Source organism: Alphaproteobacteria bacterium HT1-32, assembly GCA_009649675.1.
Lineage (GTDB): Bacteria > Pseudomonadota > Alphaproteobacteria > Rhodospirillales > HT1-32 > HT1-32.
The window spans coordinates 540,637-556,802 of sequence record WJPL01000003.1; the positions used below are offsets into that span (position 1 = coordinate 540,637).

The following is a 16,166-nucleotide window of genomic DNA, read 5'->3' on the forward strand; positions in this document are numbered from 1 at the left end:
GCAGGTGCCGATCAGGAACCCTTGTTGATTGCCAGGTCCCATTCGGCCGCGGCGTTACCCGGGCTCTTCATGTCTTCGCCCTGAACCTTGTAGTCCCAATAGATCTTCGAATAGTTGAAGGACAGGTTCTCAACCGGCGTATCACCACCGCCACCGGAGACGGAGATCGAGGAGAGAATGGTGTCTTCAAACTTGTAGATGATCATCTCGGACTGGCCCTTGGCACCATCCGTCCGCATGACGCGGAATTCAACGGTCCCCAGATTTGCACCGATATTGCACTTGAAGTTCAGTGTCGGTGTTGCCTTGTCCATGTATTTGGTAACCGAAAATGCCTGATGTTCGGCACGTCCCCGTGAACGGCCGGCATTCGACACGTCATATGAAATCGGCATCGAAACACCGTGGCTGTAGGACAGACAGGTGATCTGATCCTTGTAGCCGTCGAGTTTGCATTCGCCGTTAATATTGGGAATTTTGAGAACTAATCCGTCCATAACCTGTCTACTCCCCTGGAGCCGAGCTGTTTAACTACTGTATCGAATGGGGCCTTATTCGGCCGGCGGCGGAAGATCCGCGACCAGACGAATAGATGCCGTCAGTTCTTCAAGCTGGAAATGCGGCTTGAGGAAAACTGTCGCCCGATAGACCCCGGGCTTGCCCGGAACATCGAACACATCGATACGCGCTTCGCGCAGTGGATACTTCGCCTTGGTATTCTGCGGTGCTTCGTCCGTCAGCAACACGTAGTTCGCAATCCAGGTGTTGAGGAATTCCTCAACATTGGAACGGGTCATGAAGCTGCCGATCTTGTCACGCATGATCGCCTTGATGTAATGCGCGAACCTCGAAGCATTCAGAATGTAGGGCAGCGAGGCCGACAGACGGGCATTCGCATTCGCTTCATTCGTATTGTAGACCTTCGGCTTCTGGGTTGTCGCCCCACCGAAGAACGCGGCGTAATCCGTACCCTTGCAATGCACCAGCGATATAAACCCGAGATCGGAAAGCTCTTTCTCCCGACGGTCGGTAATCGCAATCTCGGTCGGGCATTTCAGTGCAATGTCACCTTCATCAGTCTTGAAGGTATGGGTTGGCAGACCGCGCACGATACCACCGCCTTCGACACCGCGGATCGCGGCCACCCAGCCATGCTGGGCGTAGGCCTGCGTGATACGCTGGGCCATCAGCCATGCCGGGTTACCCCAGAGATATTTGCCGTGATCCGTACCATCCGTGTCTTCTTCGAAGTCCACGCCTTCAACCGGAACGGTGTCCTTGCCATAAGGCAGGCGGAGCAGCGCACGGGGAAGGAAAAGCGAGGCGTAACGGCTGTCTTCGCTATCCCGGAACGAGCGCCATTTGATGACTTCCGCACTCTCGAAGATCTTTGAGAGGTCACGGGGCACACCCAGTTCGGTCCAGCTGTCCAGATCGAACAGCGACGGGCCGGCAGCGGCAAGAAACGGTGCATGAGCAGCCGCAGCCACACCCGAGATCAGTTCCAGCAACGCCATATCCTGCGGATGCCGGGTGAAATCGAAGTCACCAACGAGGCAGCTGTAGGGACTGCCACCGAAGGTGCCATATTCTTCTTCATAGATCTTCTTGAACAGAGCGCTCTGATCGAACTCAACCGCTTTCTGCAGATCGGTCAGCAGCTCTTTCTTCGTGATGTTCATCAGACGCAGTTTGAGCTGCGTTCCGGTTTCCGTATTCATCACGAGGAAATGCAGGCCACGCCAGGAGGATTCCATCTTCTGGAAATCCTCGGCATGCATGATTTCATTGAGCTGGGCCGTAATCAGCCTGTCGAGGTCGGCAATCCGTCCGACAAGAAAGGCCTCAACGTCACTGGAGGCCGTATCGCCCGCATCCAGCACCTGTTTGACAAATTCGCCAACGAGATCCTTTGCGTAAGCTTCCTGTTCTTCCTTACGCGCCAGTTTGCCGTCAGACAGAATCTTGTCCAGAAGGCTCTTTTCCTGTGCTTCATCCGCCATGGTCTAAACTCCCAGTTGAGCCGACGCCGCTTTCAGCGGCTGAATACCGGCTGCCCCCTATTTCTTGCCTTTACCCTTCTTGCCGGCGTCGTCGCCACCCTTATCACCAGAGTCGAGTTCTTTCGTGAGCTCGCTCTGACTTTCGGAATTAGCGATGACGTCCTGCAACAGAGCGTCGAGTTCATCGTTGCCATCCAGCTTGGTCAGCAGATCGCTGAGCCGCTGGCGCGCTTCGAACAACTGGCGAAGCGGGTTCACCTGGTTGATCACGGCGACCGGTTCGAAATCATCAATATGGCTGAACTTCAGCTCCACATTGAGCATGTCACCGGCTTCCGCATCCTCGTCACCTTCTGTCAGGCGATTGGGGACGCGATAGGCAATCCGCGGATTAACTGAACCCAGAATATCGTTAAAATTATCGCGATCGATTTCGACGAACTTGCGATCCCGAACTTTTGGAAGCGCCTCTTCCGGCTTACCGGAAAGGTCTGCCATGATCCCGACGACGAACGGCAGTTCCTTCATCAGGATCGCGTTGCCGATTTCCACATCATAAGTGATCTGGACACGTGGAGGCCGAACCCGACCCAGTTTATGTTGTACACTCTCGCTCATGCTGAAGCCCCCAGTTGCGGCTTAATTACTTGGTAATCTTTATAAGCCCTTTGGATTAACCTGTAAACACTTCATGTAAATCTTTCGAGCACTATAGCCAACCCGCCCAAAACAATGATTTCGAGTCGTTTCAACCATACCTAAAATTCAGGACAATATATTGTTTTTTATAAGCTTTATGGATTATGAAAATTTTTTCGGCAATATCTTCAGACAAAGACATGATCGAACACAGAAAAATGGTTAACGATTTTTATTATGGTTAAACTATATGGTTAACAGAGATGATTGCCTGAATCAGGCGGCCTGAAAGTGTAATCCAGCCATCCGGAGCCAGCCATTCCCGCCAGAAAGGTTAACGGCAGTTTCATAAAGGCCTGTAATACAGAGAATTTTCTGCGCTGTCGCGTTAACCAATCTATACAACCGCGCCGAAGCCGGTAAACAAAACCGGAAAGAAACTTATTTAATTAATTGACAGTATTAAAAAGAAATAAAGCGACACTTTTACTATAGTATACTTGAGCATCTGGACCATGGTCAGGCAATAAGCCCCAGCCGCCCCTTTGCCCTCTCTGAAGCGGCCAGTTCAGCAGCCTGTCTGTAACGGTCTATCATCCCGCCCGCCCTGTATGATGTGGCAACATCTTCTGCCGCTGCCGTTTCGAAAGGCGAATTCCCCTCCCCTCTCTCCTCGGCCCGCTGTTGCCGGAGTTCTGCCTGGGCCTGCGCTTTCTGGGCATCAGCCTGGGCGGCTACGGCCCGGTCCTGAGCAGATGGCTCCGACGGTGCCAGAGCTGCCCGCTTCACGACTTCCATTTTACGGATGGTCGCTTCCGGGTCTCCCCGCACCGGCGAAGCATCAATCTTCACCTCCCCGCCGACCGCGTAACTGGCACCATCCGGCCCACGCACGGTATCGTAACTGGGAGAGCCCGCGTAAGGACCACCTTTCGCAGCATGCGCCTGCTCATGCTGCCGCACTTCCCGGTCCCGTTGCCGGAGATCATCGACAATTTCCTGCTCTTCTTCGGTCAGCTGATTGGGGTCAGCTTCCGCTTCTGTTTCGGACTGTGCGATGACCGCATTGTCCGACGACAGCCGTTGATCTGATATACTGTAGGCTGGGGATTGTGCGCCCGGCGCAGCCGAAAGGCCCTCTGGCCGCGGGCTCCGGACCGGCGGGTCAGATGGCAGACCGGCCTTCTGAAAAGGAGCCGCCGCCCGGGAAGTTGCTGTCAAAGCCAACGTCATCAACGTCGCTCCGCCGCGTTTGAGTCACGTCTCATCATGTCTGAGACGGCGACGACCGGATCAACCCGGCCGTCATCCCTCCCGAAAGACCGGCAGGAACTATCCGTCAGCCTTCAGACGGGCTGTCACTTCTGCCAGACGTTCCGACACAACATCATTCTCAACCTGCATCGTACCGGCATTCTCATGTCCGCCGCCGCCATATCCGAGGCAAATTTCACCGATATTCGATTTGCTTGAACGATTGGTGATCGATTTACCGATAGCAAACACCGTATTCTGCTGACGCAGCCCCCAGATGACATGGATGGACACATTCACTTCCGGGAACAGGGCATAAATCATGAACCTGTTGCCGACATGGATCGTGTCTTCCTCGCGCAGATCAAGGACCAGCACATTGCCGTCAATCTTTGCACAGCGTTTAAGCTGCTCCTTGAAAGGGCCAGCCTGTTCCATGTACTCGACAACACGCTCACGTACATCCGGATTATACAGAATATCCTCGATATCCTGAGTGCGGCACATATCGATCAGCTCCATCATGAGCTGATAATTGGAAATACGGAAATGCCGGAAACGGCCAAGCCCGGTGCGCGCATCCATCAGATAGTTCAGCAGGATCCAGCCATTCGGCTTGATAATCTCGTCTTCGCTGAGCTGCGCGGAATCCCCCTTATCGACGGCTTCCATCATTTCTTCAGAGACCGTGGGGAAAGCTTCCTTGCCACCGTAATAGTCATAGACCACACGGGCAGCAGATGGCGCGTCCGGAACTGTTATGTAATTCTCGGGTATCTCATCAAGGCGGAGCGTTTCGCTCAGATGATGGTCGAACGCCAGATGTGCGCCAGCCACGTAGGGCAGGTTGGTGGTGATATCATTGGCCGTTATGTCAATTGTGCCATCCTGCATGTCCTTGGGATGGACGAACTTGATATCGTTGATCATACCAAGCTCCTTGAACAGGACCGCGCAAACGAGCCCGTCAAAGTCACTACGTGTCACAAGGCGAAATTTTTTCTTATCTTCACTCAAAACATGCTCTCCCGAACGGAATGTGCTCCGCACTACTCCAACACTGCATGCAATGTACCCGAAACAAGTTCATTTACAACAGATCACCCGCCGCCCTCATCCTCCCGCACCGCCTGCCGGCGAAGGATGAAAATTCCGCTGACGGCAATGATCCCCGCCCCGGAAAGCATCAGCCCCGTCGGTATATCCCCCCAGACCAGATAACCGATCAGAATCGCCCAGATTAACGAAAGATAATCAAAAGGAGCGATCAGCGACGCTTCAGCCAGGCGATAGGCAAGCGTCAGAATGATGACGCCTGCGCCATAACAGACACCTGCAATCAGAATAACCGGCAGGTCCGAAACCGGCGGCGTCCGCCAGTCCGGCAGCGCAACCACACCCGTCACGAAGATCACCGTCAATGCGAGATACAGCATCATCGACGAAGCCGTTTCAGACAGGGCATACTGACGGGTAAATATCTGCATCAGCGCATAGGCAAGTGTTGCAACCAGCGCCAGCAGGGTTACCGGCTGTACCAGTCCCTCAGAGGTCGGCTGCAGAATGACAATAACACCGGCGAATCCCGTAACCACCGCCGCCCACCGTCGCCAGCCCACCTTTTCGCCGAGCATCAGGATGGAACAAAGTGTGATGAAGACCGGCGCCGCCAGAACAACAGAGGTAATCGCCGCCAGTTCCATTTCGGTAATCGCCGTAAAAAACGCAAACATGGCAATCAGGGCAGAACCGATACGCAGAACATGCGCCCGCAAGCTTCTGATCCGCAGGGCACCCGGCTGCCAGGTGAACCATATATAGACCAGTGTCGGGACCAGTCCGATCACGGTCCGCATGAACAGCACCTGACTGACCGGGTAATCAGCCACCAGCCATTTCATACAGGCATCCATTGCCACCAGAATCAGTGTCGCGCCGGTAATCAGTAAAATGGCGGTGACCGGCCGGTCTGAAGAGGAAGTCATCAAACGCCTCGTGAAGGGCACAAACTGTTTCTCTTTCCCTTTTGCACCGCTCACCGACTTTTGCCAAACCGACACTGCGTGACAAAGGGCGACAGCCTGCCTATCAAGCGCCCCCGAAACAGATCGTGACATCACGTCACATTTTTCACAAAATATTCAAAACAATAACAGGAACACTCATCCGTGTCGGACAAAGTGGAAACCAACTCCGCCATTCAGAAGGCGCTGTCGGTGATGGAAGCCATTACCAAGAATGGCCGCCCTCTCAGCATTGCAGATATCTCGCATGAACTGGAACTGCCCAGACAGACCATTCACCGGACAGTCCAGCAACTGGAAGCACTCGGGCTGCTGCAGAAAGACCCGCATCGCGAACGTTTCGGGGTCGGCCCCCGGCTGAAGACACTGGCAATCAACACGGTCTCTGCCGGCAACGCCACGGGCACCCGCGCAATCCTTCAGGATCTCGTTGGTGAGATTAATGAAACCTGCAATGTCGGCATCCTCGACGATCATGAAGTCCTCTATATTGACCGGGTAGAATGTGACTGGCCGCTTCGCGTTCAGCTTCAGGCTGGCAGCCGGGTCCCGGTCCATTGTACGGCCATCGGAAAGCTGCTTCTGGCGCATCAGGAAGAAGACGCCCAGCAGCGGATTCTGAAAACCGCTGACCTGCGTCGCTATACCAAACACACCATCACCGATCCCGGTGTTCTGGAAGCACAACTGGCGCAGATCGTGGCCCAGGGCTACTCGATCAATAATCAGGAAGACGCCATTGGCCTCATCGCCCTCGCCGTTCCCGTTCGCAATGCGGATGGTCTGGTTATTGCCGGTCTGGGCGTTCATGCCCCGGAACCGAGATTCAATATCAAACAGGCGCTTGACCGGCTCGCCACCCTGCGTGCGGCAGCAGGTCGCCTGCAAACGGTCCTGTCAGACCCGACCTGATCATAATTTGTAAAATTGTGACGCCTCGTCACAATTTTTATTGACTTTGAAATCAGATACCCGAACCCTGTCGATATGTCCTGAAGGATCGGAGCCGGTTGGCCTGGTTCCTTGAAACGGGCTCAACGACCTAAAAACAACGACAGGGAAAACTGATATGTCGCGCAGATCGTTTACCAGAACAGTTATCGGAGCTTTGTTCGGTTCAGCTGTGGCCTGCAGCCTGCCTCTCGCCACCGCTTCCGCTACGGACACCATCAATTTCGGCACACAGCCCGCGACCATGCCGATCTACATCGCCCGGGAGATGGGGCTCCTCGACAAGATCGAGAAGAAGCATGACGTTAAAATCGAGTTTAAGGTGTTCTCCTATGGTGCACCGGAAAATCAGGCACTGGCTGCCGGTGAACTGCAGATTGCCTCGGCGGGAATGGGCCCGGCAATCGTCGCCGCCGCACGGCTTCCGGCCAAGTTGCTCGCCATCTCGATCCTGGAGCAGACCGCAATCATTATCCCCGCAGATTCCGGCATCAAGACTGTCGCTGAACTGAAGGGCAAAAAGATCGCGTTCCCCGGCAAGGGCTCACAGCAATATCCTTTGCTGGTCAAGGCGCTGGCTGATGCCGGACTGAGCCTGGACGACGTGCAGCTGTTCAAGACCAAGGGCTCTGATGTCCCGACCCTGCTGGCCAACAAAAGCGTCGATGCAGGTATCACCTGGGATCCACATGTCTCCAATGCTCTCGCCGCCGGAACTTCGAAAGTCCTGCTGAAGGCCGAGAAGATTCTGCCGATCAAGGCCGGTCATTACATTGGTAACGGCGTTTATGCCCGTGAAGATTTCATCGCGGCACGCCCGGAACTGGTTCAGGACCTGATCGGCTCTATCGTCGAAGCCATTGACTTCATTCTGGCAAACGAGGAAGCGGCCGTAAAAATGTGGGCCAAACAGATCGGCTTCCCTGAAGAAGTTATCCGGTTTGCGCTTGCCGAGAAAATTTCCGTCTACAACCGTGATGTAGCCCCTGAAGCATCGACAATCGAGGCGTACACAAAGTTCCTCAAAGATGCCGATATCCTGAAGCCGGATGACAATCCGAAATTCGACGACAGCTTTGCGAAGAAAGCACTGGCGCCGAAATGACCTGATCCCGGTGCTGCCGCAATTTCACGCAGCGGCACCGGATTTCAGCGAACGTTAACTTCACAAATCGACCCGCCATCGGCTTGCCCGGTGTAACGGGAGGGGGAAACCGGGAAAGATGTCCGCATCAAACAAACGCGCCGGGACAGTTCTGCCTTATCTGTACGCAGCCCTGTTCATTATCACGATCTGGCAAATGGTTGTCAGCTTTACCAACGCACATGTCACTCTATTGCCGTCACCTCTGCTGACCGCACAATCCTTCTTCGAACTGGTCGTCACCGGAGAACTGTTCATTCATATCGGTGCCAGCCTGGGGCGGGTGATATCGGCCTGGGCCCTCTCAGCACTGGTTGCCATTCCGCTTGGCCTTGCCATGGGACGCTGGGGGTGGTTTGAGCGGCTTGTCGATCCGGTTATCGAACTGTTCCGCCCGATCTCGCCACTGGCCTGGATTCCGCTGGCCATTCTCTGGTTCGGTATTGGCGAGACCGGCAAGATCTTCATCATTTTTATTGCGACATTCTTTCCCATTCTGCTGAACACGGTCTCCGGCGTAAAAAGCGTCGATCCGGTGCTGATCCGCGCCGGGCAGGTGCTGGGCTGTAACGATGACCGGTCTCTGTTCATCAAGGTCATCCTGCCCGCTGCCATGCCAACCATCGTGGTCGGGCTGCGGATATCCTTTGGCACCGGCTGGGCCGCAATCATTGCAGCTGAACTTGTCGCAGCGCAGATCGGCCTTGGCTATCTGATTGCCGACGGCATGGAAATTCTGCGCTCTGACCTGGTGCTCGTCGGCATGGTCACAATCGGTGTGCTCGGCGTCCTCATTGATGCGGTCTTCAGACTGCTCAACAACCGATTTTCCTGGGGAGGATAAGCGACATGTCATCCATTGAGACCATAACCAATCCAGCCATCTCCACAGACGGCAGCACCGGAAAATCCAAGGGAATATCCGTGAAGAATGTTGGCGTTACCTTCAATGCCGGTGAGGAGAACGAAGTCGAGGCGCTGCATCCCGTTGCCATTGACTTTGTCCCCGGTGACTTCATCGCGCTGGTCGGTCCGTCAGGCTGTGGTAAATCAACACTGCTCAATGTTCTGGCCGGTTTCATCAACCCGTCAACGGGCAAGGCCCTGATCGGCGAGGATGAAGTTACCGAGCCTGATATCGATCATGGCATGGTGTTTCAGGATTATGCTCTGTTTCCCTGGCTGAATGTCATCGACAATGTCTCCTTCGGTCTGGAACGCATGGGCATGAACAAGGCCGACCGTTATGCCAAGGCACGTGAATATCTTGCCATGGTCGGTCTGCAGGATTTTGCCGAGAAGCGGACCAACGAGCTGTCCGGCGGTATGAAACAGCGGGTCGCGATTGCCCGTGTCTTTGCAACCGATCCCTCCGTCATTCTGATGGATGAACCATTTGGTGCGCTGGATGCCCTGACCCGCCGTTTTCTGCAGCATCAGCTACTTGAGATCTGGCAGAAGAACCGCCGCACCGTCGTCTTCGTCACCCATTCGGTGCAGGAGGCAGTTTATCTGGCAAACCGCGTCATCGTCATGACCGCACGACCCGGGCAGATCAAACTCGACCTGCCGATTGAACTGCCCCACCCCCGGGATTTCTCCTCCAGCGAATTCAGGAAATATGAGAAAATGGTATACGATCAGCTGGATGAAGAACTGGCCAAAACCTTCCAGCTGGAAGGCGGAAAAGGCACGTTCGTTGACTAGGGCCGGCGAAGCCCTGGTGAAGGATACTTCCGGCACCAGTTGTCGCACTGCCGTCGAGGCGTTTCTGCAACGTCTCGGCGACCGTGAACCGACAGTCCGGGCCTTCATCGATGTTCAGCCGGAGCGGCTGCGACGTGAAGCAGACTGTCTGGACCGTATCAGCCCGGACCAGCGCCAGTCGCTGTTCGGCATGCTTGTCGCGGTGAAGGAAATCTTCGACGTCAGCGGATATCGCTGTAGCTGGGGAACGGAAATTCATCGCGACCGCATACCACATACCGACGCTCTTGCGGTCAGACGTCTGAAAGCGGCGGATGCCCTGATCGCCGGGACAACCGTCTCGACGGAATATGCCCTTGCCCGCACCGGACCGACAACCAATCCGCATGACCCCGGCCGGACCCCCGGTGCCTCATCGCAGGGCTCTGCCGCTGCTGTCGGGGCCGGAATCACGGATGTTGCCATTGGTTCACAGACCATCGGCTCGGTCATCCGGCCGGCAGCCTATTGCGGTTGTATCGGGTTCAAGCCGACCTGGAATCTGTGCAGCCTGTCAGGGGCAATGCCACTGTCACCCGCACTGGATCACATCGGACTGATCGCCCGTGATCCCGCATTGGTGCGCCGCCTGCTGACTGTGCTAACCGACCGGCCCGTCGCCCCGGCTCCAGTCGGAAAGCTGCGTCAGTTGCGTCCATGGTTCAGCGACGTCATTGACCCGGCAATGTTTGATGCATGCAACAAGGCTACATCTCTGCTGTCGGCAGACTATGGGCAGGCAGAAGACCTGTCTCTTCCGGACAACATCGCAAGTCAGGAAGAGCAGCTTCTGGAAATCATTCTGGCAGCAGGAATGTCCCGCTCGCATGGCGCGGACTTCGACCGCTCAGGCGACCTGATGAGCGAACGTGTCGCCGGTCTGATCGTCAAAGGCCGAGATCTCAACTCGACAGACCTCGATCAGGCGCTCTCTCTGAGAAGCCAGATCGCCGCACAGATCGACGATCTGATTGGTGATGATGTTCTGATCATGCCCGCAACCACCGGCGTTGCTCCCCTGCTGTCTGACGGAACCGGATCAAGAAGTCCGCAGCGGCTCTGGTCGCTGACCGGTCAGCCCGCGATTACCGTACCTGTCAGTGATCATCAGGGGTTGCCTGTTGGTGTTCAGCTTATAGCCGCCCGTCAGCATGACGACGCCCTGCTGACGGTGGCAGAGCAGCTTTATCAGGCAACTGCCGGACCGAAGGACTGACCCTTACCCGGAATTGAAACCGCTCCAATCATTGCGTTGACTCCGGCATGGACCGGCGCAATACCCGACGCAGAATCAGATCTGCGCAGGAGCCGGGAATGGATGTTCAGGAAACAACAGAATTGCTGGCGGCCGCCCGCGACCGCTTCAGCACCCTGAAACGCGCCAACGCCACCATCGACATGACCCGTGGCAAACCGGCGCCGGAACAACTCGACCTTAGCAACGGGATGCTGAATATCCTGACCGCAGAAGAATGCGCAGATGTCGACGGGCAGGATTACCGGAACTACGGTATCGGTCACGGCATCCCCGCAGCAAAAGCCCTGTTCGCCGGTTTCATGGAAGTCGCCCCTGACGAGATCATCATCGGCGGGAACTCCAGCCTTAACCTGATGTATGACGTCCTTGCCGGTGCCCTGCTGTTCGGCTTCCCCGACAGCCCCCGGCCATGGAGCCAGGAAGAACAGGTTTCAATCCTGTGCCCGGTTCCCGGCTATGACCGGCATTTCGCTGTCTGCGAACAGCTTGGCATCAACATGATCCCCCTGCCGATGACAGATACCGGCCCGGACATGGACGCGGTTGAGGAACTTGTTTCCAGCCGCCCGGATGTTCGCGGCATCTGGTGTGTCCCGAAATACTCCAACCCCACAGGCGTGGTCTATTCTGACGAAACAGTCGACCGGCTGGCCGCCCTGAAGCCCGCCGCCACAGATTTCAAAATTTTGTGGGACAACGCCTATACCCTGCACCATCTCGGCGGCGGGGCCGCGAAAGTTAAGGACATTCTGAAGACCTGTCGCGCAGCCGGGACGGAGAACCGCCCGATCCTGTTCGGCTCAACCTCGAAGATCACCTGGCCCGGTGCGGGTGTGGCGGTGGTCGCTGGCTCAAAAGCCACCATCGCCGACCTCGCAAGGAAAATGAGCTTTCAGACCATCGGTCCCGACAAGATCAACCAGCTCCGCCATGTGAAGTTCTTTCAGGACCTGGCAGGCATGCATCATCTGATGAATGGCCATGCAGACATCATCGGTCCGAAGTTTGCCGCCGTTGAAAAAGCTCTGACCGAGCGTCTTGCCGGAAAAGGCATCGCCACCTGGACGACGCCGCAGGGCGGTTATTTTGTCAGCGTCGATGTGCTGCCCGGCTGTGCCGCAGAAATCGTCCGGCGGGCGGATGAAGCAGGGCTGAAGCTGACACCCGCCGGGTCGACCTGGCCCTATGGCAAGGATCCGGATGACAGCAATCTCCGCCTCGCCCCGACCATGCCGTCCGTTGAAGAAATTTCCCGCGCTATGGAAATTTTCTGTACCTGTGTCGAGCTGGTTTGCTTCCCCCGGCTGCACGGGTAAATTGTCCGCTCTTTATATCTGTCAGCCCTGCGTCAGCGGGATTCCGGGCCTAACTGCGCCTTCTGCGTAAGTCGCTTCGGGTTCGCGTCTGTGTCAGGCTGGCACCACTGCAGACCGGACATAAACCCACAATGCGCATTACCCGAATTGTCGAGAAGACAGCTGGCATCAAATCCAATATCCGCAATGCGGTCATCGATTTCAGCAAAATCACCCTCAGTCTTGTTGCTGTGGAAACCGATGTGATCGTCGACGGCAAGCCCGTCATCGGCTACGGCTACACCTCGAACGGACGCTACGCCGTCGGCGAGGTTCTGCGTGAACGGATCATGCCGCGGCTTATGGAAGCCGACCCGGACAGCCTGCTCGATGCGGATGGCTATATCGATCCGCATCTGCTGCATGACTGCCTGATGAAGAATGAAAAGGTTGGTGGCCACGGCGACCGCGCCCATGCCGTCGCCGCAGTTGATATCGCCATCTGGGACGCAATCTGCAAAGCCAGGGAAGTGCCGTTCTACCGCGAAGTTGCCCGTCGCCATAATGGCGGCAAGGCCCTCAGTCTGGTCAATGCCTATCCGGGTGGCGGCTATTACACGGAAAAAGGCAATGCCGGGCTGCGCGACGAGATGAAGGGCTATCTCGATCAGGGCTACAAGCTCTGCAAGATGAAGATTGGCGGTGCCAGCGTTGCAGAAGATATCGAACGTATCGAAGTTGCACAGGCCATCGTTGGCGAAGGCAACCTGGCTGTTGATGCCAATGCCGGACTGAACCGGGAACGGGTCATGGCCTATGCCGAAGCACTTGAGCCGTACAAACTGGCATGGTTCGAAGAACCCTGTGACAGTCTGGACTTTGAACTGCAAACAGATCTGGCTGACCGCTATCCTCACCCCATCGCAACCGGCGAGAACTGTTTCTCACGACAGGATGCAAAGAATCTGCTGCGGTTCGGCGGACTGCGCCCGGATCGTGATGTTGTTCAGTGGGATCCCAGCATGGCTTACGGCCCCACAGAATTCATCCGCATTGTAGAACTGTCCCGGCCCCTTGGCTGGAAGCCCGAATCCTGCTCACCGCATGGCGGTCTGCTGCTGGGTCTGGGACTGGCTGCCGGTCTGGAACTGGGTGGCACCGAAAACTATCCGCTGGTCTTCCAGCCCTATGGCGGCTTCAGCGACGATGCTGTCGTCGAAAACGGCATGGTTGCACCGTGCGAAGCCCCCGGTATGGGATGGGAAACCCGCTCCAAACTTTATAATGAAGTCCTGAAACCACTACTTGATTAGAACCCGAATCTTAGGAGACGAGAGTGACGAACAAATACAAAATCGCGACAATTCCCGGTGATGGCATCGGCATGGAAGTTGTCCCGGAAGGCATCCGTGTACTGGATGCTGTCGCAACGAAATTCGATCTGGGACTGAGTTTCGACCATAAGGACTGGAGCTGTGAATATTTCGCCAAAAATGGTGAAATGATGCCAAAAGACGGTATCGAACAGATTTCCGAACATGACTCGATCTTTCTCGGTGCTGTCGGCTTTCCCGGCGTGGCAGACCATGTCTCGCTCTGGGGCCTGCTGATCCCGCTGCGTCGCCAGTTCCAGCAGTATGTGAACCTGCGCCCGGTACGGATGATGCCCGGCATGTCCTCCCCCCTCGCCAACCGCACACCCGAAGAAATTGATTTCTGGGTCGTCCGCGAGAACTGCGAAGGTGAATATTCCGAAATCGGCGGACGTATGGGCCATGGCACGCCCGGCGAAATGGTTCTTCAGGAAACCGTGTTCACCCGTAACGGCGTTGACCGCATTCTGAAATTTGCCTTCGATCTGGCAGTCCGGGTCGGCAAGAAGCATGTCACATCGGCGACCAAGTCGAACGGCATCATGCATACCATGCCCTATTGGGACGAACGCTTCGCCGAAATGAAGAAAGCCTATCCGGATGTGAAGACGGACCAGTTCCATATCGACATTCTGACCGCCCATTTCGTACAGCATCCGGACTGGTTCGATGTCGTTGTCGGCTCCAACCTGTTTGGCGACATTCTGTCCGATCTCGGCCCGGCCGTTGCCGGTTCCATCGGCATTGCACCTTCTGCCAACATCAATCCGGAAGGTGACTTCCCGTCGATGTTCGAACCGGTACACGGTTCCGCCCCGGATATCGCCGGCAAGGGCATTGCCAACCCGATCGGTCAGATCTGGTCAGCCGCGATGATGCTGGACCACCTCGGTCATGCCGATGCCGGTGCCGCCGTTGTAAAGGCCATCGAAACCGTGCTTGGCGATGGCGGCCCCCGCACACCTGACCTTGGCGGCAAGGCCACCACGGTCGATGTCGGCAAGGCCATCGCCGACGCCCTCTAGGCGACGGAAGTGCAATACCGCCATCCCTCAGGACGCAGCTTTGCTGCTCACCGTCCGGGAGTGAGAATAGCCGATATTCTCACTCCCGGACGGGCCTGGGGGATGGCGGCCCTGCTCCTCTTCATTACGCTATCTCTGCTGACTGTCCGGCCGGCTCAGGCTTTGCCGGAAAAGCTGCTCGACAGCATCGTTGCCATCGTCCCCGACCTGCCACTTCGCCAGCGCCTGAAAGAACCGGAAGGCTCCGGCGTGGTTCTGTTCAGGGGCGGATATGTCGCAACTGCCGCCCATGTCATGGGAAATGCGACGACGGCACGTCTTCGCCTTCAGGATGGACGTCAGATCACCGCCAGCCTGATCGGTAGCGATACCGCCACCGACCTTGCGCTGCTGAAAGCTGATATCGATCTGCCGGTAATCGATCAGGGTGTCTTGCCTGCACTCGCAACGCCGGTCTGTGCGATTGGAAATCCCTTTGGCCTTGGTAATTCGGTCTCCTGCGGGGTTGTCTCCGCCCTTCGCCGGACCGGTACCGGATTCAACCGGATTGAAGACTTCATCCAGACCGATGCGACCGTAAATCCCGGGATGTCCGGTGGCGCGCTGGTTACGCCTGATGGCGGACTGGTTGGCATTGTCACCGCAATTTTCACCAAGGATTCCGATGCCAATATCGGTGTCAACTTTGCCTCATCTCTCGAACTGCTGTTGCGTGTCGCCACCGATCTCCGGGATTACGGCGAATACCGGCAGGCCGTCTTTCCCCTCCGGATTCGCCGCCTGAATATGGAACAGGACACCGCAGCCTTTGGCGTGATCCTGCTCGCCCCCCTACCCGAAGCAAGCCGGTTTCAGCCGGGAGATGCCATCATCGAAATCGACCGGCGCCCGATCCGCAAACCCGCCGATGTCGCCTCGGCAATCGGACTCCGCCGTTCCGGTGACATCGTTGACGTCGTAGCAGATCGTGCCGGACAGAGAATTACCCAGAGTATCGAACTTCCGAAATAGCGGGCTTCTGACGATCTGTATCCGCCTGCCCTCTGGTGATCAGGAGCGGAGGGGCTATATGTTTCTGCACATGATCCAATCCCGTTGAGGAGTTGCTGCACAAATGTCCGAGATCACAGACTTCCATGCCCATGTCTATTTCGACGCCGAAACCGTCGACCTTGCACGGTCTGTCTGTGAGGCCGCACGTGACCGGTTTGGTATCCCCATGGGACGTATGCATGAGCGACTGGTTGGACCGCATCCGATGTGGAGTTGCCAGATGACCGTCCCGACGGATCTGTTTGGCACGGTGATTCCCTGGCTGGCGCTGAACCGGCAGGGGCTGATTGTCTTCACGCATCCTCAAACCGGTGACAACCTGGCCGATCACACCGATCATGCGATCTGGATGGGGGATGCGCTGGAGCTGAATGTCGAGATGTTCAGGTAGCTGGCAAAAC

Annotated in this window: 16 protein-coding genes; 10 read left to right on the forward strand and 6 right to left on the reverse strand. The window is 56.3% G+C overall.

Annotated elements, in window-relative coordinates:
* Positions 1 to 11 precede the first annotated feature (11 nt).
* The 6 genes from hcp to GH722_17970 form a co-directional block, all read right to left on the reverse strand.
* The gene (hcp, locus tag GH722_17945; GenBank protein ID MRG73650.1) at positions 12 to 497 is read right to left on the reverse strand and encodes a type VI secretion system tube protein Hcp; all 486 of its coding nucleotides are present in this window, start codon (positions 495 to 497) and stop codon (positions 12 to 14) included.
* Between the two features lie 54 nt (positions 498 to 551).
* Positions 552 to 2,003, reverse strand: a complete 1,452-nt coding sequence (gene tssC / locus GH722_17950) for a type VI secretion system contractile sheath large subunit (GenBank protein ID MRG73651.1) — start codon at positions 2,001 to 2,003, stop codon at positions 552 to 554.
* Between the two features lie 57 nt (positions 2,004 to 2,060).
* Entirely contained in the window at positions 2,061 to 2,621 is a 561-nt protein-coding gene (gene tssB, locus GH722_17955; GenBank protein MRG73652.1) for a type VI secretion system contractile sheath small subunit, read from the reverse strand.
* A 540-nt stretch (positions 2,622 to 3,161) separates the two neighbouring features.
* On the reverse strand, positions 3,162 to 3,875 hold the full coding sequence (locus tag GH722_17960) for a hypothetical protein (GenBank protein ID MRG73653.1): 714 nt from the start codon (positions 3,873 to 3,875) through the stop codon (positions 3,162 to 3,164).
* Positions 3,876 to 3,974: 99 nt separating this feature from the next.
* Positions 3,975 to 4,913 (reverse strand): exopolyphosphatase, encoded by a 939-nt coding sequence (locus tag GH722_17965; protein MRG73654.1) that lies wholly within the window; start codon positions 4,911 to 4,913, stop codon positions 3,975 to 3,977.
* A gap of 83 nt (positions 4,914 to 4,996) precedes the next feature.
* Positions 4,997 to 6,013 carry an EamA family transporter gene (locus tag GH722_17970; protein ID MRG73655.1) on the reverse strand — a complete coding sequence of 339 codons (1,017 nt, stop codon included), beginning with the start codon at positions 6,011 to 6,013 and terminating at the stop codon, positions 4,997 to 4,999.
* 102 nt (positions 6,014 to 6,115) lie between these two features.
* On the opposite strand from GH722_17970, the gene GH722_17975 reads away from it, so the two are divergent.
* The 10 genes from GH722_17975 (at position 6,116) to GH722_18020 (ending at position 16,156) form a co-directional block, all read left to right on the forward strand.
* On the forward strand, positions 6,116 to 6,832 hold the full coding sequence (locus GH722_17975) for a helix-turn-helix domain-containing protein (protein MRG73656.1): 717 nt from the start codon (positions 6,116 to 6,118) through the stop codon (positions 6,830 to 6,832).
* Between the two features lie 157 nt (positions 6,833 to 6,989).
* Positions 6,990 to 7,976, forward strand: a complete 987-nt coding sequence (locus GH722_17980; protein ID MRG73657.1) for an aliphatic sulfonate ABC transporter substrate-binding protein — start codon at positions 6,990 to 6,992, stop codon at positions 7,974 to 7,976.
* Between the two features lie 118 nt (positions 7,977 to 8,094).
* Complete coding sequence (locus tag GH722_17985; GenBank protein MRG73658.1) at positions 8,095 to 8,859, forward strand: ABC transporter permease subunit; 765 nt, start codon at positions 8,095 to 8,097, stop codon at positions 8,857 to 8,859.
* A gap of 5 nt (positions 8,860 to 8,864) precedes the next feature.
* Positions 8,865 to 9,722 (forward strand): ATP-binding cassette domain-containing protein, encoded by an 858-nt coding sequence (locus GH722_17990; GenBank protein ID MRG73659.1) that lies wholly within the window; start codon positions 8,865 to 8,867, stop codon positions 9,720 to 9,722.
* Positions 9,637 to 10,977, forward strand: a complete 1,341-nt coding sequence (locus tag GH722_17995; protein MRG73660.1) for a hypothetical protein — start codon at positions 9,637 to 9,639, stop codon at positions 10,975 to 10,977. The genes GH722_17990 and GH722_17995 overlap by 86 nt, the downstream gene beginning before the upstream one ends.
* Positions 10,978 to 11,075: 98 nt before the next feature.
* Positions 11,076 to 12,335, forward strand: a complete 1,260-nt coding sequence (locus tag GH722_18000) for an aminotransferase class I/II-fold pyridoxal phosphate-dependent enzyme (protein MRG73661.1) — start codon at positions 11,076 to 11,078, stop codon at positions 12,333 to 12,335.
* Positions 12,336 to 12,466: 131 nt separating this feature from the next.
* The gene (locus GH722_18005) at positions 12,467 to 13,627 is read left to right on the forward strand and encodes a mandelate racemase (GenBank protein MRG73662.1); all 1,161 of its coding nucleotides are present in this window, start codon (positions 12,467 to 12,469) and stop codon (positions 13,625 to 13,627) included.
* Positions 13,628 to 13,650: 23 nt separating this feature from the next.
* The gene (locus GH722_18010; GenBank protein MRG73663.1) at positions 13,651 to 14,712 is read left to right on the forward strand and encodes a tartrate dehydrogenase; all 1,062 of its coding nucleotides are present in this window, start codon (positions 13,651 to 13,653) and stop codon (positions 14,710 to 14,712) included.
* 102 nt (positions 14,713 to 14,814) lie between these two features.
* Positions 14,815 to 15,723, forward strand: a complete 909-nt coding sequence (locus GH722_18015) for a trypsin-like serine protease (GenBank protein ID MRG73664.1) — start codon at positions 14,815 to 14,817, stop codon at positions 15,721 to 15,723.
* Positions 15,724 to 15,826: 103 nt separating this feature from the next.
* The gene (locus GH722_18020; GenBank protein ID MRG73665.1) at positions 15,827 to 16,156 is read left to right on the forward strand and encodes a 4,5-dioxygenase; all 330 of its coding nucleotides are present in this window, start codon (positions 15,827 to 15,829) and stop codon (positions 16,154 to 16,156) included.
* Positions 16,157 to 16,166: the final 10 nt, after the last annotated feature.